Source organism: Rudaea cellulosilytica DSM 22992 (genome assembly GCF_000378125.1).
Classification (GTDB): Bacteria; Pseudomonadota; Gammaproteobacteria; order Xanthomonadales; family Rhodanobacteraceae; genus Rudaea; species Rudaea cellulosilytica.
The window spans coordinates 180,942-205,729 of record NZ_KB899244.1; the positions used below are offsets into that span (position 1 = coordinate 180,942).

Annotated in this window: 19 protein-coding genes; 11 read left to right on the top strand and 8 right to left on the bottom strand. The window is 63.0% G+C overall.

What is annotated here, in order from left to right; genetic code table 11:
• Window positions 1–12 precede the first annotated feature (12 nt).
• The gene (locus F455_RS0117405; protein WP_018974598.1) at window positions 13–1,002 is read left to right on the top strand and encodes a LysR substrate-binding domain-containing protein; all 990 of its coding nucleotides are present in this window, start codon (window positions 13–15) and stop codon (window positions 1,000–1,002) included.
• On the opposite strand, the gene F455_RS0117410 is transcribed toward F455_RS0117405, so the two are convergent.
• The 4 genes from F455_RS0117410 to F455_RS0117425 form a co-directional block, all read right to left on the bottom strand.
• Window positions 999–1,985, bottom strand: a complete 987-nt coding sequence (locus F455_RS0117410) for an amidohydrolase family protein (protein WP_018974599.1) — start codon at window positions 1,983–1,985, stop codon at window positions 999–1,001. The genes F455_RS0117405 and F455_RS0117410 overlap by 4 nt on opposite strands.
• Window positions 1,982–2,434: a RidA family protein gene (locus tag F455_RS0117415; RefSeq protein ID WP_018974600.1), complete on the bottom strand. Its 453-nt coding sequence runs from the start codon at window positions 2,432–2,434 to the stop codon at window positions 1,982–1,984. The genes F455_RS0117410 and F455_RS0117415 overlap by 4 nt, the downstream gene beginning before the upstream one ends.
• A gap of 9 nt (window positions 2,435–2,443) precedes the next feature.
• Entirely contained in the window at window positions 2,444–3,910 is a 1,467-nt protein-coding gene (locus tag F455_RS0117420; RefSeq protein WP_026293503.1) for a 2-hydroxymuconic semialdehyde dehydrogenase, read from the bottom strand.
• Between the two features lie 149 nt (window positions 3,911–4,059).
• Window positions 4,060–5,412 (bottom strand): replication-associated recombination protein A, encoded by a 1,353-nt coding sequence (locus F455_RS0117425; RefSeq protein WP_018974602.1) that lies wholly within the window; start codon window positions 5,410–5,412, stop codon window positions 4,060–4,062.
• Between the two features lie 85 nt (window positions 5,413–5,497).
• On the opposite strand from F455_RS0117425, the gene F455_RS0117430 reads away from it, so the two are divergent.
• Window positions 5,498–7,198, top strand: a complete 1,701-nt coding sequence (locus F455_RS0117430; protein ID WP_018974603.1) for a SulP family inorganic anion transporter — start codon at window positions 5,498–5,500, stop codon at window positions 7,196–7,198.
• Here the strand turns inward: F455_RS0117430 and lolA are convergent.
• The gene (gene lolA, locus F455_RS0117435) at window positions 7,188–7,844 is read right to left on the bottom strand and encodes an outer membrane lipoprotein periplasmic chaperone LolA (protein WP_018974604.1); all 657 of its coding nucleotides are present in this window, start codon (window positions 7,842–7,844) and stop codon (window positions 7,188–7,190) included. The genes F455_RS0117430 and lolA overlap by 11 nt on opposite strands.
• Window positions 7,845–7,918: 74 nt before the next feature.
• On the bottom strand, window positions 7,919–10,201 hold the full coding sequence (locus F455_RS0117440; protein WP_018974605.1) for a DNA translocase FtsK: 2,283 nt from the start codon (window positions 10,199–10,201) through the stop codon (window positions 7,919–7,921).
• 363 nt (window positions 10,202–10,564) lie between these two features.
• On the opposite strand from F455_RS0117440, the gene trxB reads away from it, so the two are divergent.
• The 4 genes from trxB to infA all read left to right on the top strand — a co-directional run bounded on the left by trxB (window position 10,565) and on the right by infA (window position 13,904).
• Window positions 10,565–11,527, top strand: a complete 963-nt coding sequence (gene trxB, locus F455_RS0117445) for a thioredoxin-disulfide reductase (RefSeq protein WP_018974606.1) — start codon at window positions 10,565–10,567, stop codon at window positions 11,525–11,527.
• A 44-nt stretch (window positions 11,528–11,571) separates the two neighbouring features.
• Complete coding sequence (locus F455_RS21315) at window positions 11,572–12,837, top strand: GNAT family N-acetyltransferase (RefSeq protein ID WP_018974607.1); 1,266 nt, start codon at window positions 11,572–11,574, stop codon at window positions 12,835–12,837.
• A gap of 2 nt (window positions 12,838–12,839) precedes the next feature.
• Window positions 12,840–13,568 (top strand): leucyl/phenylalanyl-tRNA--protein transferase, encoded by a 729-nt coding sequence (aat, locus tag F455_RS0117455; protein ID WP_020684100.1) that lies wholly within the window; start codon window positions 12,840–12,842, stop codon window positions 13,566–13,568.
• A 117-nt stretch (window positions 13,569–13,685) separates the two neighbouring features.
• A complete protein-coding gene (gene infA, locus F455_RS0117460; RefSeq protein ID WP_018974609.1) occupies window positions 13,686–13,904 on the top strand; it encodes a translation initiation factor IF-1 in 219 nt (72 codons plus the stop codon).
• A 68-nt stretch (window positions 13,905–13,972) separates the two neighbouring features.
• Here infA and clpA read toward each other — a convergent pair whose 3' ends face one another.
• A complete protein-coding gene (clpA, locus tag F455_RS0117465; protein WP_018974610.1) occupies window positions 13,973–16,243 on the bottom strand; it encodes an ATP-dependent Clp protease ATP-binding subunit ClpA in 2,271 nt (756 codons plus the stop codon).
• Window positions 16,244–16,286: 43 nt separating this feature from the next.
• A complete protein-coding gene (gene clpS / locus F455_RS0117470; protein ID WP_018974611.1) occupies window positions 16,287–16,613 on the bottom strand; it encodes an ATP-dependent Clp protease adapter ClpS in 327 nt (108 codons plus the stop codon).
• A gap of 161 nt (window positions 16,614–16,774) precedes the next feature.
• On the opposite strand from clpS, the gene F455_RS0117475 reads away from it, so the two are divergent.
• The 5 genes from F455_RS0117475 to acnA all read left to right on the top strand — a co-directional run bounded on the left by F455_RS0117475 (window position 16,775) and on the right by acnA (window position 24,776).
• Window positions 16,775–17,263 carry an NUDIX hydrolase gene (locus F455_RS0117475; RefSeq protein ID WP_018974612.1) on the top strand — a complete coding sequence of 163 codons (489 nt, stop codon included), beginning with the start codon at window positions 16,775–16,777 and terminating at the stop codon, window positions 17,261–17,263.
• Between the two features lie 77 nt (window positions 17,264–17,340).
• On the top strand, window positions 17,341–18,438 hold the full coding sequence (mnmA, locus tag F455_RS0117480; RefSeq protein WP_018974613.1) for a tRNA 2-thiouridine(34) synthase MnmA: 1,098 nt from the start codon (window positions 17,341–17,343) through the stop codon (window positions 18,436–18,438).
• Entirely contained in the window at window positions 18,435–19,058 is a 624-nt protein-coding gene (gene hflD, locus F455_RS0117485) for a high frequency lysogenization protein HflD (RefSeq protein WP_018974614.1), read from the top strand. Before mnmA ends, hflD begins: the two co-directional genes overlap by 4 nt.
• 421 nt (window positions 19,059–19,479) lie before the next feature.
• Window positions 19,480–21,702 carry a hypothetical protein gene (locus tag F455_RS23125; RefSeq protein WP_211212348.1) on the top strand — a complete coding sequence of 741 codons (2,223 nt, stop codon included), beginning with the start codon at window positions 19,480–19,482 and terminating at the stop codon, window positions 21,700–21,702.
• Window positions 21,703–22,013: 311 nt separating this feature from the next.
• On the top strand, window positions 22,014–24,776 hold the full coding sequence (gene acnA / locus F455_RS0117505) for an aconitate hydratase AcnA (protein ID WP_018974617.1): 2,763 nt from the start codon (window positions 22,014–22,016) through the stop codon (window positions 24,774–24,776).
• Window positions 24,777–24,788: the final 12 nt, after the last annotated feature.

Sequence of the window (24,788 nt, forward strand, 5' to 3'; positions counted from 1 at the left end):
TGAGAGGTTCCGATGAAGTTCACCACGCTCTCGATCGCCCGCAAGCTGAAGTTCTATCAGCTCATCGTCTACGCGCAGGTGCTCGAGAGCGGTTCGATTCTGCGCGCGGCGCAGGCGCTCAATCTCACCCAGCCGTCGGTGACCAAGGTCATCCACGAACTCGAGTCGTATTTCGGCGCGCCGCTGCTCCTGCGCGGCAACCGCGGCGTGACCGCGACGCCGCTCGGCGAGCGTATCCTGCAGCGCTCGAAGTCGTTCATTGCCGACCTGCGCCTGCTGACCGACGAGGTGAATGCGTTTCTTGAAGGCAGCGCCGGCCATGTCATCGTCGGCACGCTGATCTCCGCCTCAGCCTGGTTGCTGCCGCGTGCGACGCAGTTGCTCAAGCAGAAAGCGCCGAAAGTGCTGCTCTCGCTGCGCGTCGGCCAGATGGATCAGCTGTTTCCCGCGCTCGCCGACGGCGAACTCGATCTCGTGGTCAGCCGCATACCCGACGACTGGGACGTGCGCGATTGGAGCGGGCGCAACGAATCGCCCGTGCTCAAGGTCGAGCCGCTCTACCGCGAAGCGCTTTGCGTCGTCGCCGGTGCGCGCCATCCGATGCACAAGAAGCGAAGCATCAAATTCGCCGACCTGCACGCGTATCCCTGGGTGCTGCCGACGCGCGATTCGTTCCTGCGCCGCACCGCCGACGCGCTGTTCGCCGAGGCCGGCTTGCCGATTCCTGAAAACATCGTCGAATCGCTGTCGATCCTCACCAACATCACCTTGATGCAGGACCAGCGTACCATCGCGCTGATGCCGCGCGAGGCGATCCGTAACTTCGCCGACGCCGGCCTGCTCAAGGAATTCCACCTCGGCGGCCTGCTCCACTTCGGCGACATCGGCTGCTTCTATTCGGCGACGCGCGAGCCGACGCCGGCGTCGTTGATGCTGCGCGAATGCCTGCGCATCGCCAGCCGCGAGCACCTGAGCGATTTCGACGACTCGAAGCCGACTTAGATACTGAAGAACGCGCGCGCGTTGTCCGCACAGATGCGCTGCTTGTCGGCATCGGCCAGCGCCGTATGCCCGAGCACGCCCGCGCCGATGTCCTGCTCGCCGAGCGGGAACGGCGCGTCGGAACCGAGCATCACGCGATCCGCACCCATTACGTCGACGAGCAATTGCAGCGCACGCGGATCGAACACCGCCGAATCGACGTGGAAACGCCTGACGTAGCTCGACGGTAGTTGCGGGCAGTCCTCGCGCACGATGTCGCGATGGCGCCAGGCGTTGTCGACGCGGCCGAGCAGGAAGGCGAAGCTGCCGCCGCCGTGCGCGAAGCACAAGCGCAAATTCGACGGTAGTTTCTCGAACGCGCCGGAAAGGATCAGCGAAAGAATGCCGAGCTGCGTTTCCGCGGGCATCGCGACGAGCCACGGCAGCATCCACTTCTTCATGCGCTCGCGGCCCATCATGTCCCAGGGATGCACGAGCACGGGAATGTCTTCGTGCGCGCAATGCGTCAGGAACGCGACGAGATCATCGTGATCGAGATCGAGACTGCCGACATGGTTGCCGATCTGCACGCCGACATGCCCGCAGGCCTTGGCCCGGCTCGCTTCGCGGCAGGCCGCGTCGAAATCCTGCAGCGGCACCTGGGCGAGCACCTTGAGCCGCTTCGGCGCCGGCGCGGTCATTTCGATCGCGCGGTCGTTCATGCGCTGCGCCCACGGCAACGCACGCTCGATCGGCTGCTCGTAGCCGAACATCACCGGCGTCGCGCACATCACTTGCACGTCGACGCCCTGTTCGTCGAGATAGTCGGTACGCCGCGAGGAATCCCACAAGACGTCATCGACGGGACGGAATGCTTTCTCGCCGATCATGATTTGCCCGCTGCGCCCCTCGGTGTGCAGCCATGGCGCGCGCTGCGGACACAACTGCGCCGCCTCGCGCCGATCGATGCGCGGGAAGAAATGCGAATGCATGTCGATCTTCATCGCTGCCCCCGTTTTTCGTTCCGCGCCGACTGGATCGGCGCGTACGCCACGGCCTTGATCTCGATGCGCAGATGCGGATGCGGCAGTTGATGCACCGCCACCGTCGTGCGTGCGGGGCCGGTTTCGTCGAAATACTCTGCGTAGATTTCGTTGTAGGCGCCGAAGTCGTTCATGTCGACGAGGAAACTCGAAATTTCGACGACATCGGCAAGGGTCGCGCCTTCAATCGCGAGGATGTCGCGGATGTTTTCGATCACCGCGCGCGTTTGCTCGCGGATGTCCAGCGTCGTCGTGCCCATCGCATCGGCTTTCGCACCGGCGATCGAATTGTCCGCGCGACGCGAACTTGTGCCCGAGACGAACAGAAAATCGCCGGCACGCTTGATGTGCGGAAAGCGCCCGCGTGGCTTCGCCTTGCCCTGCACCACGGTCGCTCGTTGATCGTTCATGACATGCCTCTAAGGATTGACGCAAACCGTCGTGAGTTCGGAATAGAAATCGAGCGAATGCCGCCCGCCTTCGCGGCCGATGCCCGACAACCCGACACCGCCGAACGGCGTGCGCAGGTCGCGCAGGAACCAGGTATTGACCCAGACCATGCCGACACGGAAGCGCCGCGACAGCGCATGTGCGCGCTTGAGATCGCGCGTCCACAGCGCCGCACAGAGGCCATACTCGGAATCGTTGACCCGGCGCACGACTTCTTCCTCGGAATCGAACGGCGCGACGTGGCAGACGGGGCCGAACACTTCTTCGCGAACGCAGCGCGCGCCGTCGTCGAGCCCGGTCCAGATCGTCGGCTGCACGTAGGCGCCATCGTCGCGGGCATCGCCAAAGCGCGGCACGCCGCCGCCGGTGACGACGGTCGCACCCTCGGCGCGCGCAAGCGCGAAGTAGTCGAGCACCTTGTCGCGATGCGCGCGCGAGATCAGCGGGCCCATGTCGACATCGTCCTCGTCGGGGTAGCCGATTTTGAGTTTCTCGGCGCCGGCCTTCAGCGCAGCGACGAAGCGCTCGAAGGTCGGCCGTTCGACGTAAACGCGTTCCGAGCAAAGGCAGACTTGGCCCGAATTGGTGAAGCTCGAACGCAGCACGCCGGCGACGGCCTTGTCGAAATCCGCATCGGCGAAGACCACGGCGGCGTTCTTGCCGCCAAGCTCGAACGACACCTCGCGCACGCCTGCCGCCGCGACACGCATGATCGCCTCGCCCGTGCGCGACTCGCCGGTGAACGTGATCGCGTCGACATCGGGATGGCGGGTCAAAAATTCTCCGGCCGAATCGGGACCGAAACCGTGCACGAGATTGAATGCGCCGGCAGGCAATCCAGCTTCGTGGATCACTTCGGCGAGCAAGCTCGCGCTGGCCGGCGTTTCCTCCGAAGGCTTGGCGACGACGGAATTGCCGCAGGCCAGCGCCGGCGCGACTTTCCAGGTCAGCAGCAACAGCGGCAGATTCCACGGCGAAATCACCGCGACCACGCCATGTGGCTTGCGCACGGTATAGCTGAAGACATCGTTGCCGTCGGCCGCGCGCATCTCGTAGAACTCGCCGCCGGCCTGGCGTACGAGTTCCGCAAACGTGCGGAAATTCTGCACACCTCGCGCAATATCCAGCGACCTTGCCTGCTTTACCGAGCGACCCGTATCGCCGACCTCGGCCGCGACGAACTCCTCGAAACGCCGCTCGATGCCAGCCGCGATGCGCAACAAAGCATCGGCGCGTTCGCCTGCGCTGGTGCGGCCCCAGGCGCCGGCCTGCGCAGCCCGCGCCGCCGCCACGGCGCGGTTCACCGTATCGCCGTCGGCCTCGCAGACCTCGCCGAGCATGCGCCCATCGACTGGGGACACGTTGGCGAAGCGTTTTGCGCTGGCGACGAATTCGCCGTCGATGTAATGGCGCAGCAGGGGCAGCGAAGACGACACGAAGGCTTCCACGAAAGGACTCGTGGAGGCAGTCTAGACATCGCGACACGGCGCGAATAATAGAAAGGTCGGCCGCAAGTATTCACGGCAGGAATACTTTGCTCTCGCTCGTCGTTCCGGTCATCCCCGCCGGAGTGGCGACCTAGTGCCTAGGAATCGCCCTGTTGCTTCCTCAACGCCGCGCCGCGTGCCTTTCTCACCGCGTCGAGTTTCTCGCGGATCTTCGCTTCGAGGCCGCGCTCGGCGGGACGATAGAACTCGTGACCGACAAGCGCATCGGGCAGGCACTGCTGGTCGTAGGCGATGCCGCCTTCGACGTCGGGATCATATTGATAACCCTTGCCGTAGCCGAGTCCTTGCATGAGCTTGGTCGGCGCGTTGCGCAGGTGCATCGGCACATCGAGCGTGCCGGTTTCGCCAATCAGCCTTTTCACCTGGCCGTATGCCGCATAAGCAGCGTTGCTCTTCGCCGCAATCGCCAGATAGATCGCCACTTCGGCCAGCGCGAGTTCGCCTTCGGGCGAACCGAGGCGATCGTAGGTGTCCCAGGCTTCGAGTGCGAGCGTCAGCGCGCGTGGATCGGCCAGACCAATGTCCTCGATCGCCATGCGCGTGAGTCGGCGCGCGAGATAGGCCGGATCGACACCGCCATCGAGCATGCGCGTACACCAATACAGCGCAGCATCGGCGTCGGACGAGCGCACCGATTTGTGCAAGGCCGAAATCTGGTCGTAGAACTGCTCGCCGCCTTTGTCGAAACGCCGCGTGCGGTCGGCCAGCACCTGGCTCAACGTCGTGTCGTCGATGACGCCGTCGCGGGCCACATCGGCGGCGATTTCGAGCAGGGTCAGCGCGCGGCGCACGTCGCCGTCGGCAGCTTGCGCGATCAAGCCGAGCGCGGCATCGTCGACCTTCAAGTTCAATTGGCCCAGCCCGCGTTCCTCGTCGTGCAGCGCGCGCTGCAGCGCCTCGACGATCGCCTCGACCGACACCGCGTCCATCACATGCACGCGACAGCGCGACAGCAACGCGGAATTCAACTCGAAAGAGGGATTCTCCGTCGTCGCGCCGACGAACAGGATCACGCCCTTCTCGATATGCGGCAGGAATGCGTCCTGCTGCGCCTTGTTGAAGCGATGCACTTCGTCGACGAACAGCACGCTGCGCTCGCCCTGGGCAAAGGCGACTTCCGCTTCGGCGAGCGCCGCGCGCACGTCGGCGAGGCCGGACAGCACCGCCGAGATCGCCTTGAAGCGCGCGTTGGCGTACTTGGCGAGCAGCAGGGCCAGCGTCGTTTTGCCGCAGCCGGGCGGTCCCCACAGCACCATCGAATGCACATGACCCGCTTCGATCGAACGGCGTAATGCCGTGCCGGGACCGAGCAGGCGCGTCTGCCCGACGATTTCATCGAGTGTGCGCGGGCGCATACGCTCGGCGAGCGGCTTCAATCCTTCCGGTTCGGCAAACAACGGAGCGCTGGTTTCGGATTTGCGACGTGCCATGCACGAATGATACGCGATCGGGTTATCGCGCCTTATCTTGATCCAGATCAAGCTCGATGCCAGCTATGGCTTACAATCAAAAATTATGTCTATCGCCGCGCCTGTGTCCTGGCAAATCTACGAACCCAAGCTGTGGACGGTGCTCCGCCGGGGGTACAGTCTCGACGCATTGCGCCACGACGCCATCGCGGGACTAACCGTCGCTATCGTGGCTCTGCCACTCGCCATGGCTCTGGCCATCGCCTCGGGCACGACGCCGGAGAAGGGTCTGCATACGGCGATCATCGCGGGCTTCCTGATTTCGTTTCTCGGTGGTTCGCGCGTGCAGATCGGCGGGCCGACGGCCGCATTCATCCCGGTCGTGTTCACCGTGATCGAGAAATTCGGATACGGCGGATTGATCCTGTGCACCCTGCTCGCCGGTTTCATGCTGATCGCCGCGGGCGTGCTGCGTATCGGCACGTTGCTCAAATACATTCCGAAACCGGTCGTTACGGGTTTCACCGCGGGCATCGCGGTCAGTATTTTCGCCAGCCAGGTTAAGGATCTGCTCGGCCTGCGCATGGGCGCGGTGCCGGCGGAATTCTTCCCGCGCTGGCAGGCCTATTTCCAGCACCTGCCCGATCTCACGCCGGCCGCGCTCGTGTTGTCGATTGCCAGCGTGGTCGTGATCGTCGGCGTACGCCGTCTGCGGCCGAACTGGCCGGGATTTCTCATCGCTGTCGTGTTGGGCACACTCGTCTGCACGTTGCTTACGCTGCCGGCGGAAACGATCGGTTCGCGCTTCGGTGGCATTCCGGCGGCGCTGCCGCATTTCGCAATTCCGCACATTCCGTTCGAGCGCACAGTCGAGCTGTTCCCGAGCTCGTTCACGATCGCCTTCCTCGCCGGTGTCGAATCGTTGCTCTCGGCGGTCGTCGCAGACGGCATGATCGGCGGCCGGCATCGCTCGAACGCCGAACTCATCGCCCAGGGCGTCGCCAACGTCGGCTCGGCCTTGTTCGGCGGACTGCCCGCGACGGGCGCGATCGCACGCACCGCGACGAACGTGCGCTCGGGTGGGACCACACCGATCGCCGGCATCCTGCACGCGCTGTTCCTGCTCGTCTTCATGCTGGCGCTCGCGCCGTTGATGCGCTACGTGCCGCTGGCGACGCTCGCCGCCGTATTGCTGATCGTCGCCTGGAACATGGCCGAGATCGAGAGCTTCAGGCACCTGATGCGCGGGCCGATCGGCGACCGCGTCGTGCTGATTCTCACCTTCGTGCTCACTGCGGTATTCGACCTGACCGTGGCGATCGAGGTCGGCCTCGTGCTCGCGGCATTCCTGTTCATGCATCGCATGAGCGAGGTCGTCGCGATGCAGTCGAACATCTCACTGGTCAACGAGGACGCCGACGGCACCGATAGCCCCGACGGTGCCGAACCGACCCAACGTGCGCAGCTGCCCGAGGGCGTCGAAGCATTCCAGATTTCCGGGCCGCTGTTCTTCGCCGTCGCCAACCGCCTCGACGATGTGCTCAATCAATTCCCGGCGCCGCCTCGCCTGTTTATCTTGCGCATGCGCCTGGTGCCGTTGATCGACACGAGCGGCGTCACCGCTCTGCAGCAATTTCTCGAGCGCTGCGAACGCCACGGCACGCGAGTCATCCTCTCTGGCCTGCGCGAGCAGCCGCTGCAAATCCTTACCCAGATGGGCGTCAAGCCCGATGGCAGGCAATTGCGCTTTTCACCGGATTTCGCCCACTCATTGGAGCTGGCGCGCGCGGATTCCGCTACGGCTTGAGCGGATGGGTTTCCGCGGCCGGCGTCGCATCGCCGACGACATCCACGCCTTTCGGCGGCGTGAACTTGAATAGATCTGGGGCGAGCTTCGCGTTGCGCTGCCAGCCCGAAAAACGGATCTGCGTACTGTTGTCGAACGTGTCCTTGAATGCCATGCTCGCTAGACCTGTCTGATCGAAGCCGAGGTCCGCGTACTCGAACTGCGGCTCCTTGTCCTTCGACTTGAGGCGCAGCCAGACCTGGCCATCGTGTTCGCCTTGCTCGCTCGTGGTGAAGTCGCGATCGAGTTGCGAGAGATCGGTCAGCACGGTCAGCGGACTGTGCGCTTCCTCGGTGCCCTGCGCGCGCACGGTCACCTGCTCAAGATCGGGGTCGTAGATCCACACCTTCTCGCCATCGGCAACGATGAGCTGCTTGTACGGCGTGGTCGTGTCCCAGCGGAACTGGCGCGGCGCCTTCAATGACAGTGTGCCGCGGCTGATCTTGGTCTTGCCGCTATGGATGTCGCTGATCTGTTGCTCGAAGCTCGCCGAGACCGAGGTCAGGCCCTTGGAGAATGCATCGAGGCGCGCGCGCGCGGTGTCCGCGGCGGACGCGGTGCCGGCAACAAGACTCAACAACAGCGGGGCGAGAACGGAAACGCGCATGACTCGTGGTCCAGGGAAAAGGCGTGGAAAGTATCCGCAAACCTGGCTGAACGCCGTAAGCACGGCGGCGAGGCTCAAAGTTCCGGCGGTGGCGGCGCCAGCACTTCGCGGTTGCCGTTGTGCTGCGGCGCGCTGACGATGCCCTGCGCTTCCATCATTTCGATCAGGCGCGCAGCACGGTTGTAGCCGATCTTGAGGCGACGCTGCACGCCCGAAATCGAGGCGCGGCGGCTTTCAGTGACGATCGCAACGGCCTTGTCGTAGAGCTCGTCGGTGTCGCCGTCCTCGCCGTCTTCGACCTCTTCAGGCAGGCCCGATTCGCCGATGATCTTGCCGTCGCCGAGCGACTGCACGTCGTTGACCACACCGTCGATGTACTCGGGCTTGCCCTGCGCGCGCAGGTGTTGGACGACGCGATGCACCTCTTCGTCGCTGACGAAGGCGCCGTGCACGCGCTCGGGTGTGGCGGTGCCCGGCGGCAGATAGAGCATGTCGCCGTGGCCGAGCAGCGCTTCGGCACCGGACTGGTCGAGGATCGTGCGCGAGTCGATCTTGCTCGACACCTGGAACGCGATGCGCGTCGGAATGTTCGCCTTGATCAGGCCGGTGATCACGTCGACCGACGGCCGCTGTGTGGCGAGGATCAGGTGCACGCCTGCCGCGCGCGCCTTCTGTGCGAGGCGCGCGATCAGTTCTTCGACCTTCTTGCCGACGATCATCATCATGTCGGCGAATTCGTCGATGATGATGACGATGTACGGCAGCGGTTCGAGCGGCTGTGCGACCACACCGGGCAGCAGGTCGGGCTTGGGCACGAACAATGGATCGAGCAGCGGCTGGCCGGCGTCGGCCGCGTCCTTCACCTTCTTGTTGAAGCCGGCGAGATTGCGCACGCCGACCGCGGACATAAGCTTGTAGCGCCGCTCCATCTCGGCCACGCACCAGCGCAGGCCGTTCGCGGCATCCTTCATGTCGGTTATCACAGGCGTAAGCAGATGCGGAATGCCCTCGTAGACGGACAGTTCCAGCATCTTCGGATCGACCATCAGCAAGCGCACTTCCTTGGCCGTGGCCTTGTAAAGCAGGCTCAATACCATCGCGTTGACCGCGACCGACTTGCCCGAACCGGTGGTACCGGCGACGAGCAGATGCGGCATCTTGGCAAGGTCAGTGACGACCGGCTTGCCGCCGATGTCCTTGCCGAGTGCGAGGGCGAGTGGCGACTTCACCGAGTCGTAGCGTTCGGAGCTCAGTATCTCGGAGAGGTAGACGATTTCCTTGGCGACGTTCGGTATTTCCAGGCCGATCACCGACTTGCCCGGAATCACGTCGACCACGCGCACGCTGATCACCGACAGACCACGCGCGATGTCCTTGTCGAGATTGGATATCTGGCTGCCCTTGATGCCGGGCGCCGGCTGTAGTTCGAAACGCGTGATCACCGGGCCGGGATAGACGCCGACGACCTGCGCATCGATGCGGAAATCCTTGAGCTTGAACTCGACCTGGCGCGACAGCGCTTCCAGCGTCTCCTCCGAGTAGCCTTTCACCTGCTGCTTGGGCCGGTCGAGCAGCGACATCGGCGGCAGCTCCTGATTGGCGCCGCCGGCGAACAGCGGAATCTGCGCTTCGGCCTCGGCGCGCTTGCTGCGCTCGATCGGCGTGGTGTCGCGCGTCTCGATCTTGACCGGCTCGCGTTTGGTCTGGCGGACGGTCTCGACCTTGCGTACCTCCTCGCGCTCGACACGCGCTGCGCGCGCGACGCGCACGTCCTCGACCTTCTTCGCACTGGTGCCGAGCCAGTCGAGCATGCTGAAGATGCCGCGGCCGATCGCATCCATGAGCTTGAACCACGACAAGCCGGTCGCCAGCGTGATCGCGATCAGGAACAGCGCGAGCAGCAGCAGCGTCGCGCCGGGGAACGAAAATCCGCGCATCAGCGGACTGCCGATGCCCATGCCGAGTATGCCGCCCGCGCCGGCCGGCAGCTTCGATGCCGCGTCGCTGAAGTGCAGATAGGCCAATCCGGTGCCGCCGATGAAGAAGGCGACGCCGCCGATCAGGCGCAAGGCCGGCTCGAGGGCCGACGTGGACTCCTCTTCACGGTCGCGGAACAGCGCCCAGCCGACGCCGAGAAGCAGCAGCGGGAAGGCATAGGCGAGATAGCCGAAGAACCAGAACGTTACGTCGGCGAGATAGGCACCGACCTTGCCGCCGATGTTGTGCAGGATGACCGGGGCCGAGGTCGCGTGCGACCAGGCCGGGTCGCCGGGACTGTAACTCGCCAAGCACGCGATCAGGTAAACGACCACGGTGAGCAGGGCGATGATCGCGACTTCGCGCACGACGCGCTGCATCACCGGGGCACCGGTACCTGCCGTCTTGTTTGAAGTATTTCTTGATTCGCGCGCCACCGCGGGAGTCTACCTTAAGTTAGTCCGTTAACGAATTGTTTTTTCGTATGTTCTGCTTGCATAAACCGGCAACTCGGCTGCGCGAGCGCAGGTCAGCGGAAGCACCCGTGGAATCCACATTACCGACTTGACTCGAAGAGCTTCGCGCCCCATCTTGCGAGGTTCCAGCACGCCGCGTGACTGCCAGGAAACGGCCGGGATTGGACGAGGAGGCCGTTTGAGAAGGTTTCCCGCTCAACCGCGCTAGCCTGCTTCGTCCCGACTGGAAACCTTCTCGAAACCGCTTCCCCTGCAGAGAAATTATACATGACGACCCCGAAGCACAGCCGCCTGATCATCCTCGGCTCCGGCCCCGCCGGCTACAGCGCAGCCGTCTATGCGGCACGCGCGAACCTCAAGCCCGTGCTGATCACCGGCCTTGCCCAAGGCGGCCAACTGATGACGACTACCGATGTCGACAACTGGCCCGGCGACGTCGAAGGCCTGCAAGGCCCGGCGCTGATGGAGCGCATGCAGAAGCACGCCGAACGCTTCGACACCGAGATCGTGTTCGACCACATCCACACGGCCGACCTGAAAGCCAAGCCGATCCGCCTTGTCGGCGACAGCGGCGAATACACCTGTGATGCGTTGATCATCGCGACCGGCGCCACCGCGAAATATCTCGGCCTCGACTCTGAAGAGAAATTCAAAGGCCAAGGCGTCTCCGCCTGCGCAACCTGCGACGGCTTCTTCTACCGTGACCAGGAAGTCGCTGTGATCGGCGGCGGCAACACCGCAGTCGAGGAAGCGCTGTATCTGTCGAACATCGCGAAGAAAGTCACCGTCGTGCATCGCCGTGACAAGTTCCGCGGCGAGAAGATCCTGCAGGACAAGCTCATGGCCAAGCAGCAGGCCGGCAAGGTCGAGGTGGTCTGGAACCATGCCGTCGATGAAGTGCTCGGCGACGACAAAGGCGTCACCGGCGTTCGCATCAAGCATGTCGACGACGGCACGACGCGCGATCTGAGCGTGCACGGCATGTTCGTCGCGATCGGCCACGCGCCGAACACCGAGATCTTCGCCGGCCAGCTCGACATGAAGAACGGCTACATCGTGATCAAGACAGGTATCGAAGGCGGCGCCACCGAGACCAGCGTGCCCGGAGTGTTCGCCGCGGGCGACGTTGCCGACCAAGTCTACCGTCAAGCCGTTACCTCGGCCGGATTCGGCTGCATGGCGGCGCTCGATGCGGAGAAGTATCTCGACAAGCTCGGACTGGCAGGCTGAACGTCCATACTCGTCATTTCCGCACGCGGGAATGACGGCAAACGATGCAAACCCGCTTCCACTCCCGTCTCGGCGACATCGATGCCGCCGCCTGGAACGCCCTGCTTCCCGACGACAATCCGTTCCTTCGCCACGAATTCCTCGCCGGCCTGGAGACAAGCGGCAGCCTACGTGCTGAATACGGCTGGCGCGCACACCATCTCGGCCTGTATGAAAGTGGGGAACTGGTCGCCGCCGCGCCGCTGTATCTGAAAGGCAACTCCCACGGCGAATTCGTTTTCGACTGGTCCTGGGCGGGCGCCTACGAACGCGCCGGACTCGACTACTACCCGAAACTGCTGGGCGCTGTGCCCTACTCCCCGGTCACCGGCGCGCGCCTGCTGACAAAAGCCGGCGCAGATGGCCCGGCGCTGCGCGCCGCGTTGGCCACCGCCATCTCCGACGAAGTCGAGCGTCATGGATTTTCCTCGGCGCACGTCAACTTCGTCGCCGAAGGCGATGCGCAGGTACTCGCACAAGCCCGCTGGCTTGCCCGCTTCGATTGGCAATTCCACTGGAAGAACAATCCCGTCACCGATGGCCGCTGGCGGAGCTTCGACGAATTCCTCGCCGCGCTCAACCACAAGAAGCGCAAGAACATCCGCGCCGAGCGCGCGCAGGTCGCGCGCGCCGGCATCATCTGCGAATTGCGCCACGGCGACGAACTCGGTACGCGCGAGTGGCGTCGCATCCATGCGCTGTACCTGAACACATTCGAAGAGCGCGGCAACCATCCTGCACTGAGCGAGGAGTTCTTTCGCCATCTCGGCACCGCGATGCCCAGGCAGGTCGTGGCGGTGCTGTGCCGGCGTTCATTGAAGAGTCCTGCAGGGATCCCGGTCTACCCTTCTGCGGTTGTGCAAGACCACAACGATGAGCCCATCGTCGCCATGGCATTGATGCTGCGCTCGTCCGACACGCTTTACGGCCGCTATTGGGGCAGCGAGGTCAACGTGCCAGGCATGCATTTCGAAGCGTGCTATTACCAGGGCATCGAGTACTGTCTGCGCGAAGGCCTGACCACGTTCGAGCCCGGCGCGCAGGGCGAGCACAAGATCGCGCGCGGCTTCCTGCCGACGATGACGCGTTCGTACCACTACATCCGCGACGCGCGTTTCCGCGCCGCCGTGCGCGACGCGCTCGCGCGCGAAGCCGCCGTACTGCAGGAATATCGCGCCGAGCTGATGGCTCACTCGCCCTACGCTCATCACGCGCAAGACTTCACCCCGACACCATCCCCGCCCAAACCTGCGCTTGAAAGGAAGGGTTGAAGATGGTCCGCATCCCGATCCTGCGCGCCGGTTCGGACGAGGCGTTTCCGGATGTCGCCACGGCGCTGAACGAACCGAACGGCCTGTTAGCCGTGGGCGGCGATCTGTCGCCGCGGCGTTTGCTCGACGCATACCGCCACGGCATCTTCCCTTGGTACTCGCGCGGCGAGCCTATCCTGTGGTGGTCGCCCGATCCTCGCATGGTGTTCGAGACGAACCGGATTCACCTTTCAACGAAGCTGCGTCGCTTCTTGCGCCATTGCGATTGGACAATCCGCGCCGATACCGCTTTCGCCGACGTCATGCGCGCTTGCGCCGCGCCAAGGCCGAAACAGCCCTCCACGTGGATCACACGCGAGATGTTCGAAGCGTATTGTGAATTGCATAACCTCGGTCATGCACACTCCCTCGAGGTCTATGCGGGCGACGATCTCGTCGGCGGCATCTACGGTGTCGCGGTGGGCCGCATGTTTTTCGGCGAGTCGATGTTCGGCGCGCGCGCAAATGGTTCCAAAATCGCCCTGTTCGCTCTGTGCTGCAGCTTGCACGAATGGGGATTCCCGCTGCTCGACGCGCAGGTGCGCTCGGAGCACCTGGTCTCGCTTGGCGCGATCGAGATGCCGCGCGCGGAGTTCATGCGTCAGGTCGAAATGCAAACGGCTGCAGCCGGATTCATCGGCCCATGGCGCGATCGCATCGCGGCAACGAATGCCTGCGATCTGACTCGATGAACGCCGCCATCGACCGCCGATCTTGCGGGTTTCTACCTCAAAAGATCGCAAAAAGCCCGTGAACGTGGCAAAATCGCGCGCCTTGCGGCCGCGCCGCAACCCCGAACACAATAATCGATGGCAAAAGACGATCAAATCGAAATGGAAGGCACCGTGCTCGACACGTTGCCCAACACCATGTTCCGCGTGCAGCTCGAAAACGGCCACGTGGTGACCGCGCACATTTCCGGACGCATGCGCAAGAACTACATCCGCATCCTCACCGGCGACAAGGTCAAGGTCGAAATGACCCCGTATGACCTGACCAAGGGTCGTATCACCTACCGTCACCGTTAAGCGGTCGCATCCACGCAAAAAAAAACGGCGCCACGAGGGCGCCGTTTTTTCGTGTCCGCATGTTTCGCCTATTCGACGACAACGGGCTGCTTCTCGTCCGCCTCTACACGCACGTCAAGCTTGTCGTCCTTGACGCTGAGGAACACCTTGCCGCCGTCGGCGAGCTTGCCGAACAGCAGCTCGTCTGCGAGCGGACGCTTGACGTTCTCCTGGATCACGCGCGCCATCGGCCGTGCGCCCATCTGTTTGTCGAACCCGTGCTCGGCGAGCCAGCGGCGTGCGTCGGCATCGACGGTCAGGGCGACGTGCTTCTCCTGCAACTGCGCCTCGAGTTCGATAAGGAACTTGTCGACTACGCGCAGGATGTGCTCGAAGTCGAGCGATGCGAACTGGATGATCGCGTCGAGACGGTTGCGGAACTCCGGCGTGAACGCGCGGCGGATCGTCTCCATCGCATCGGTCGCGTGGCTCTGCTCGACGAAGCCGATCGAACGGCGTGCAGCCTGCGCTGCCCCCGCATTCGTCGTCATCACGAGGATGACGTTGCGGAAATTCGCCTCGCGTCCGTTCGTGTCGGTGAGCTTGCCGTGGTCCATGATCTGCAACAGGATGTTGTAGACGTCCGGATGCGCCTTCTCGATCTCGTCGAGCAGCAGGACGCAGTGCGGATGCTTGGTGATCTGCTCGGTGAGCAGGCCGCCCTGGTCGAAGCCGACGTAGCCCGGGGGCGCGCCGATCAGGCGCGATACCGAATGCGGCTCCATGTACTCCGACATGTCGAAGCGGATCAATTCGATGCCGAGCTGCATCGCGAGCTGGCGCGTCACTTCGGTCTTGCCGACCCCGGTCGGGCCGGCGAGCAGGAAATTGCCGATCGGCTTGGTCGCATTGCCCAGGCCCGAGCGCGCCATCTTGATCGACGCGGCCAGCGCTTCGATCGCCTGATCCTGGCCGAATACGACCATCTTGAGGTTGCGCTCGAGGTTGCGCAGCACGTCGCGGTCGGACGTCGACACCTGCTTCGGCGGAATCCGCGCCATGCGTGCGACGATGAACTCGATCTCGGGCACGTCGACCACGGCCTTGCGCTGCTCGACCGGCAGCAGGCGCTGACGCGCGCCGGCCTCGTCGATCACGTCGATCGCCTTGTCGGGCAAGAGACGGTCGCCGATATGCTTGACCGACAGGTCCACTGCCGCCTTGAGTGCCTCGTTCGTGTATTCGATCTTGTGGTGCTCCTCGAAGCGCGACTTCAGACCCTTGAGGATCTCGAAGCTCTCGGCGACCGAGGGCTCGACCACGTCGATCTTCTGGAAACGCCGCGCCAATGCGCGATCCTTCTCGAACACGCCGCGATATTCCTGGAACGTGGTCGAACCGATGCAGCGCAGCTCGCCGGAAGCGAGCACGGGCTTGATCAGGTTCGACGCGTCCATCGTGCCGCCCGATGCCGACCCAGCGCCGATGATCGTGTGGATCTCATCAATGAACAGGATCGCGTGCGGTTCCTTCTTGAGCTGCGCGAGTACGGCCTTGAGGCGCTTCTCGAAATCGCCGCGGTACTTGGTGCCGGCGACGAGCGCGCCGAGGTCGAGCGCGTAGATCGTGCACTCCCTGAGCACCTCGGGCACCTCGCCCTCGACGATGCGCTTAGCCAAGCCTTCGGCCAGCGCGGTCTTGCCGACGCCGGCTTCGCCAACGTAGAGCGGGTTATTCTTGCGCCGGCGGCAAAGCACCTGGATCGTACGTTCGATCTCCTCGGTGCGGCCGATCAATGGGTCGATCTTGCCCGCGCGTGCTTGTTCGTTCAGGTTGCTCGCGAACTCGGTCAGCGGATTGCCGCGCGGCTCCTCACCGCCCTCGCCTTCCTTGCCCGGCTCGCTCGCCGGCTGCGCGGATTCCTGGCCGATCTTGGCCACGCCGTGCGAGATGTAGTTGACCACGTCGAGACGCGTGACTTCCTGTTGGTTGAGGAAGTACACGGCGTGCGAGTCCTTCTCGCCGAATATAGCGACGAGCACGTTGGCGCCGGTGACTTCCTTCCGCCCCGACGATTGCACGTGATAGACCGCACGCTGCAGCACGCGCTGGAAGCCCAGCGTCGGCTGGGTGTCGCGTTCGTCGCCGCTCGGCAGCACCGGCACGGTTTCGACGATGATCGATTTTAAATCCTTGCCGAGCTTGGCCAGGTCAGCGTTGCAGGCGCGCAGCACGGCGGCGGCCGACGGATTCTCGATCAGCGCGAGCAGGAGGTGCTCGACTGTCATGAATTCGTGGCGCTGCTCGCGCGCGTCCTTGTAGCACTGGCCGATGGTGAGCTCTAGATCTTTACTGAACATGAGAGGCCCTTCATTTCTTACCAGCGCACGATATGTGGGAAGACTACGCTTTTTCCAGAGTACAAAGTAATGGATGCTGGTGCGACCGCGAAAACTCGTTCACCTGGGTGACCTTGGTCTCCGCCACCTCGCGCGTGAACACGCCGCAGACGCCGCGCCCGCGGGTGTGCACATGGAGCATCACCTGGGTCGCACGTTCGCGATCCATATTGAAAAACGTCTCGAGCACCACCACGACGAAATCCATCGGCGTGAAGTCGTCATTGAGCAACAACACCTGATAAAGCGGAGGTCGCGCGACTTCCGGACGCGCCTCTTCGACCACGACGGCGTGCTGGGGTTCGTGCAGTTTGTCCGGTGTCTGTGCCATCGATGAGCCTGTAAGTGTTGCGATTCGAGTATAGCGCCGCAGGCGCCGAAACGTGCCTCCCCGCAGGCCATGTGGTGGCGTCACAAAGCGTTTCAACCGCGTCGCATTCATGCGACCTCAGGTAAAATCTTGCGTTCTCCGAACTCCTTCTCCCATCAACGATGTTCGAACGTTCTGCCGCCTCTGTCGACGCCGTGTGGCGCCCGCGAGTCACCGTGGCCACGATCGTCTGCCGCGAGGACCGTTTTCTGCTGGTCGAGGAAGACATTCGTGGCGAAATCGTGCTCAATCAGCCAGCCGGTCATCTGGAACAAGACGAATCCTTGCTTGATGCCGCCGTGCGCGAGACGTTCGAGGAAACCGGCTGGACCGTCGCGCTGACCGATTTTGTCGGCGCCTACCAGTGGAACACGCCCGACGGCAGCGCCAAATATCTGCGCTTCGCGTTCGCCGCGCGCCCTGTCAGCCACGACGCTCAGCACGCGCTCGACGATGGCATCGTGCGCGCGCTTTGGCTGACGCGCGAGGAAATCGCAGCGCAGCCGGACCGCCACCGTAACCCGATGGTGCTCGGCAACGTCGACGACTGGCTTGCCGGCAAGCGCTATCCTCTCGCTGTCGTTCAGTCGTATCTGCACGTTCATCCATGAGCGTGAAAATTGAAAAGCGGCCATATCCGGCCACACTTCGCCACAGGTTTTGAATCTTGTCCGCATCCGCAAAAATCATGGTGGGCATGTCCGGCGGCGTCGATTCCTCGGTCGCCGCGCTGCTGCTCGCGCGCCAAGGCGCCGACATCTCCGGCCTGTTCATGCAGAACTGGGAGGAGGACGAGCGTTTCGGCGAATGCCAAGCCGACCGCGATCGCGCCGATGCTTTGCGTGTCTGCGGCAAGCTAGGTATCGCCTTCCACACACGCAATTTCGCAACAGAGTACTGGGACCAAGTGTTCGAGAATTTTCTCGCCGAATACCGCGCCGGGCGTACACCGAATCCCGACGTGCTGTGCAACCGTGAGATCAAGTTCAAGACCTTCCTCGAGCATGCGCGCGCGCTCGGCGCGGACAAGATCGCGACCGGACACTATGCGCGCACCGACTGCCTCGACGGGCGCCATCGGCTGCTGCGCGGACGCGACACCAACAAGGACCAGAGCTACTTTCTGCATGCGCTGGGACAGGAACAGCTCGCTTCGACCTTGTTCCCGGTCGGTGAATTGCCCAAGCCCGAGGTGCGTGCCTTGGCGCGCGAAGCCGGGCTGCAGACGCACGACAAAAAGGACTCGACCGGAATCTGCTTCATCGGCGAACGAGATTTTCGCGAATTCCTCGGCCACTACATTCCTGCTCAGCGCGGCGAACTGCGCACTCCCGACGATCGCCGTATCGGCGAGCACGATGGTGTCATGTACTACACCCTCGGCCAGCGCAATGGCCTCGGCATCGGCGGCCGGCGCGACGCAGGCAGCGAAGCCTGGTACGTCGTCGGCAAAAATGTCATGAAGAATGTGCTCTACGTCGCCCAGGGCGGTGAAAACGAATGGTTGCAGTCGCGGCGCCTGATCGCTGGCGAGCTGAGTTGGACCGCCGGTCGTGCTCCTGCTTCCGAGTTTGTGTGCACGGCCAAGACGCGCTATCGCCAGTCCGATCAGGCCTGCCGCGTGCGTGTCGACGGCGCGCGCGCTACGGTCGATTTCGACTCGGACCAGCGCGCGGTCACCCCCGGGCAATCGGTCGTGTTCTACGTCGGCGAGGAATGTCTCGGCGGCGGCATCATCGAGGCTACCGACGCGGCATTCGGCGGGCTCATGCGGGCTGCCGCATGAGGGAAGAACGCGTCATCGCCTTGGCGGGCTTGTTCCAGGCGGTCGCGCTCGTGCGCACGGTGGCCGTGCGCGGTGGCGCCGACCCGTTCGCGATGCAACCCAGCCTCGCCAGCATCTTCAAGATCGACGCAGACAGCCCCGCCGACGTGTTCGGCGGCGTGGGCAATCTGCGGCCCGGCCTGGAGACCTTGATCGCACAACTGGACAGCGACAAGCGCGATCTTTCCGTCACGCGCGTGGCGATCTCGGTGATGCGCGTGGAAAGCAAACTGGCCAGACGGCCCGCCATACTGAGCAAGCTGCGCACCGGTATCGAAGCGACCGCACGACAGCTTGGCGGCATCGATGTCACCGATCCGCTGATCGCCGCGCGTCTCGCCCAGCTCTACGTCGAGACCATTTCCACTCTGCAGCCGCGTATCGTCGTCGAGGGCAACCCGCAGTTCCTGCGCCAAGAAGCCCAGATCGCGCAAATCCGCACCCTGCTGCTTGCCGCCATTCGAGCTGCCGTACTCTGGCGCCAGCTCGGTGGGTCGCAATGGCGACTGATTTTCCGGCACAAACAATATTCGATGATGGCTCGCGGTCTGCTTGCCCAGTGCACGCTCAGCGGCACTTGAAATCCAGCATCGATCGCTCGCGCACCTAATGTGCCCGAGCGCGCCCTGGCGCGCAGTTCGACACGTTTCAAACGATCCCGCGGGTCGATTTTCGTGACGGATGTGGCGGAAGTTGACCCAATTGAGCCATTTCCGAGCCGCTGCTTGGACGACCATTGCATCCACAAAAATGTGGTATTTATCACACTTTATATATAATTTGTGATTTTTATCACTGTATTTTTGCGGAAATATATTAATTAATAATAATTTCAAATCAATAAATTGGGTTATTTTGCAAATATGTGTCGTAATTCACAAATTAAAATAAAAATAGAAGTTAAAAAACAAATGCAGGGGTTTAGGCATGCTCTTTGAATAGACTTAATGCCTGAAGCGTCCCTTGCGCTCTTCATCACACAACTCGCAAGGGGTGGCGCATATGACGACGTCAAGGATCAGGGCAGCGCGGTTCGGCTTTTTTACCGTGTCAGTGCTCGCCGCAGCCGTGAATACGGCCATTGCAGCGCAGCAAGCAAATCTCCTGACCGTACCGGGCAATTCGACAAGCGCCCAGCAGCTTGTCCGGGCAAAAAACACCATAGCGATCGCGATGTCGATCGCAGATCGATTTACACCACAATCCGCCAACGGCGCGCTGGATCCCAATCGCGTGCAGTTAATCAATCACCTGTTGAGCGGAGACGCCAAAGGTTTGGAGGAAGCCAGCTCCGCAGCAACATTGCAGGAAGCGATGATGGCTGCGAGTGCGGGCGCAGAGCGCCGCGCCAAAACTGCCTCTAGTTCGAACGGCTTGCAGGGCAGCACCAACTCGGTGGCACCTAACTCGCCCGCCAGCGCTTCGGCCGATCTGGCCGATCTAGTCTATACCCCGATTACTCCATGTCGCATCGTTGATACGCGGAACGTCGGCGGACCCGGAGGCACCCCTCTGCCGGATAATTATTCCAGCACGACCTTCGACGGCGCCGGCGGTCTCGCCGACATAGCCACCCAAGGCGGCAGTGGCTGCACCTCGTTCACCGGGACAATTCCCGCAGCGCTGGTGCTGAACATGACGATCGACTCGAGGAATATGCCGGATTATCCGCCGGCTTATCTGGCGGTATTCCCGGAAGGAAGCTCGCCGTTGTCCAGTTGGATGAACTACGTCAATGGCGAGGAAATTGCCAACGAAGGTATTGCGCCGCTGAATCAAACAAACGGCAAATTCACGGTTGTGGCACAGCGCATAACCCATTTGGTTGTCGATGCATACGGCTATTTCCGTGCACCAACCGCAAGCAGCACCGGGGCGACTGGAGCCACTGGCGCCACTGGAGCGACGGGGGCCACTGGGGCAACCGGAGCAGCCGGAGCAACTGGCGCCACAGGTACTAACGGCACTAACGGAGCAACCGGTGCGACGGGCCCCACGGGTGCAACCGGACAAGGCTTCAACTTCAAAGGCGCCTATGGCGGTACCGGGACAGCCTATTCGCCGTACGACGTCGTGACCCAGGGTGGGTCCAGTTATATCAATGTTACTGGTACGAACACCGGCAATCCGGCATCCGATCCCACCGACTGGAAGTTGTTGGCACAGGTAGGTGCAACCGGAACCACGGGCGCCACAGGCACGAATGGCACCAATGGCGCAACGGGTGCGACCGGCCCCACGGGCACCAACGGCACCAATGGAACAAACGGCACCAATGGCGCAACCGGTGCAACAGGCGCAACTGGTGCGGGAGGTTCAACAGGTGCTACCGGTGCAACCGGATCAAGTCTGAACTTCACCGGCCCCTACGGCGGCGGGAGCTACGCCGTATACGATGTCGTGACGTTCGGCGGATCCACCTATGTCAACGTTACTGGCCAAAACAACGGGAATCCGGGATCGGATCCGACAGATTGGAAACTGTTGGCACAGGTAGGCGCGACCGGAACCACTGGCGCGACGGGCACGAATGGAGCCACAGGTGCGACCGGTACCACAGGCGCCAATGGTGCCACGGGTGCAACCGGCGCCACGGGCACAAACGGAACGAACGGCACCAACGGAGCGACTGGTGCAGCGGGACCGACCGGTCCAACGGGAGCTACCGGTGCCACAGGCGCGACAGGAGTCGGCGCTACGGGCGCAACAGGCGCCACGGGTTCCGGCATGGCGTTCACGTCCAGCATGACCGCGGCTCCGTTGACAATCCTTCTGGGCGGCGTGGTCGGCACTGGCGCCGCAATGCCTGTCTCGGGAGCGGAGTTGGTGACTTCTCCGTCGGTCACGGTGGGGCCGATCAGTCTCGCGACAGCGCCTCAGCTGTTGCCACTGGTGCAGACCTTCCCGCAAACCGGCACGTTCCATACGTTGAACGCGACCGTTATGAACACGGTAGCAGTAACCTTGCTCAGTCCAACGACAGTGACAGCCACGCTGTACACGGGTACGGTGGCCGGTGGTTCGCTTACGTTGAACCCAACGGGATTGACCTGCTCCGTCACATATCCACCTCTCTTGATTGCGGTAGGCGCCATCAAGACATGCTCCGTATCGGTTGCAGGTGTGAGCGTCAACGCCGGAGACAGCGGCTTGATCGTAGTCAATGGCACAGGAGGGTTGGCTACTGTCATGACGGTGGGCGGTTCCGTAGCAATCAGCCCATAGTCGAATGTAAAAAGGCTTGTGAAGGGCGCGGAATTCCGCGCCCTTTTTTTTGACCGTCGGTCGAATTCTCCGCAGGAGACAGAATCGAGCCCCGCTTCGGGGGAGTTCGGGGTCTGATTGCCTTGAGAATATCGAGAACTTGGCGCAACGCCAGGTTGCCGTTCCTGGTCGAAACCTCGCCTCTGAACTCAATAAATCGCCCCCAGACTGGCTTGCTATGCGTCCAGACCGTTGCTTCCGCAATGCAGCAAACTGCGCGATAATATGGGGCTAGCTTCCCCGCCCCCACTCGACACGCCAGGAGCCTCCTCATGACCGATTCCTTCGCCACCCGCGACACTCTCGAGGTCGGCGGCAAGAAGTACGCGATCGCGAGCCTCGCCAAACTCGGCCAGAAGTTCGACATCGCGCGCCTGCCCTACTCGATGAAGATCCTGCTCGAGAACCTGCTGCGTCACGAAGACGGCGTCAACGTGACCGCGAAGGAGATCGAGGCAGTCGCAAAATGGGAGCCGAAGAAGGAGCCGGACACCGAAATCGCCTTTATGCCCGCGCGGGTCGTTTTGCAGGACTTCACCGGCGTCCCGTGCGTGGTCGATCTCGCCGCGATGCGCGACGCCATCGTCATGCTCGGCGGCGATGCCGCGAAGATCAATCCGCTGATTCCGTCGGAACTCGTGATCGACCACTCGGTGCAGGTCGACTCGTTCGGCGAATCCGGGTCGCTCGACCTCAACGTCAAGATCGAATTCGAACGCAACAAAGAGCGTTATGGCTTTCTGCGCTGGGGCCAGACGGCGCTCAACAACTTCAAGGTGGTGCCGCCGCGCACCGGCATCGTGCACCAGGTCAATCTCGAATACCTCGCCCGCGTTGTGGCGACGGCGGACAAGGACGGCGCGACCTGGGCTTTCCCGGACACCGTCTTCGGCACCGACTCGCATACGACGATGATCAATGGCATCGGCGTGCTCGGCTGGGGCGTCGGCGGCATCGAGGCCGAGGCGGCGATGCTCGGCCAGGCTTCTTCGATGCTCATTCCGCAGGTGGTCGGCTTCAAGCTCTCCGGCAAGCTGCCTGAAGGCACGACCGCGACCGACCTCGTGCTGACCGTGACCCAGATGCTGCGCAAGCACGGCGTGGTCGGCAAGTTCGTCGAGTTCTACGGCGATGGCCTGCAGCATCTGCCGCTCGCCGATCGCGCAACGATCGCGAACATGGCGCCCGAGTACGGCGCGACCTGCGGCATCTTCCCGATCGATGCCGAAGCGCTGAATTACCTGCGCTTGTCCGGCCGCGACGACAATTTGATCGGCTTGGTCGAGGCCTATGCGAAGGCACAGGGCTTGTGGCACGACGCGAACACGCCGCATGCGGAATTTTCCTCGACTCTTGAGTTGAACCTCGCCGATGTGAAGCCGTCGCTGGCCGGCCCGAAGCGCCCGCAGGATCGCGTGCTGCTGCAGGACGTCGGCAAGAGCTACACCGAATCGCTCGGGGCCCTGGCGGCTAACCGCAAGCCGAAGAATGGCGCCGAGGCACGCTTCGCCAACGAAGGCGGCGATACGGCAATCGGCCACGACGCCAGCGTCAACGGCCCGGGTCAGGCAGTCACGCGCAATGGCGAGAATTTCCAGCTCAAGGACGGCGCGGTCGTGATCGCCGCGATCACCTCGTGCACCAACACCTCGAACCCGGCGGTGATGCTCGGCGCCGGCCTGCTCGCGCGCAATGCGGTCAAGAAAGGCCTCAAGGCGCAGCCGTGGGTCAAGACTTCGCTCGGTCCGGGTTCGCTGGTCGTCACCGATTATCTGAAAAAGGCCGGCGTGCTCGGCGATCTCGAGAAGCTCGGTTTCTATGTCGTCGGCTACGGCTGCACGACTTGCATCGGCAACTCCGGCCCGCTGCCGGCGGAAATCTCCAAGGGCATCGGCGATGGTGATCTCGTGGTTGCGTCGGTGCTCTCGGGCAACCGCAACTTCGAAGGCCGCGTGCATCCGGAAGTGAAGATGAACTACCTCGCTTCGCCGCCGCTCGTCGTCGCCTACGCACTCGCCGGCACGGTCGACATCGACCTGACCGCGCAGCCGCTAGGCAAGGGTAGCGACGGCAAGGACGTCTACTTGAAGGACATCTGGCCGACGAACAAGGAAATCGGCGACGTCATCGCCACGACCGTCGGGCCCGAGTTGTTCAAGCAGAACTATGCAGACGTGTTCAAAGGCGACTCGCGCTGGAATGCGATCGCCGCACCGACCGGCGAGCGCTACGGCTGGGACGAGAAATCGACCTACATCAAGAATCCGCCCTACTTCGACGGCATGCGCATGCAGGTCGGCAAGATCAACGACATCTCGGGCGCGCGTGTGCTCGGTATCTTCGGCGACTCGATCACCACCGACCACATCTCGCCGGCCGGCGACATCAAGGCGACTTCGCCCGCTGGCCAGTTTCTGCAGGCGCATGGCGTGATCAAGGCCGACTTCAACTCCTACGGCTCGCGCCGCGGCAACGATGACGTCATGGTGCGCGGTACCTTCGCCAACATCCGCATCAAGAATCTGATGCTCGGCGGCGAGGAAGGCGGCAACACGATTTACTACGGCAAGGACGGCAAGTCGTCGCCCAAGCTGCCTATCTACGATGCGGCGATGGAATACAAGAAGGAAGGCACTCCGCTGGTCGTGCTTGCCGGCAAGGAATACGGCACCGGCTCCTCGCGTGACTGGGCGGCCAAGGGCACCCTGCTGCTCGGCGTCAAGGCCGTGATCGCCGAGAGCTTCGAGCGCATCCACCGCTCCAACCTCGTCGGCATGGGCGTGCTGCCGCTTCAGTTCGTCGACGGACAGAACGCGCAGACGCTCGGCCTCAAGGGCGACGAAATGTTCGAGATCGCAGGCTTGCAGGACGGCGCGGCGAAAGAAATCACGGTCGTCGCCAAGGGCACGGCCGGCGAGAAGAAGTTCAAGGCCAAGGTGCTGCTGCTGACGCCGAAGGAAGTCGAGTACTACCGCCACGGCGGCATCCTGCCGTTCGTGCTGCGCCAGCTCGCAGCGAGCTCCAAGGCCGCCTAAATCGGCGGCAGT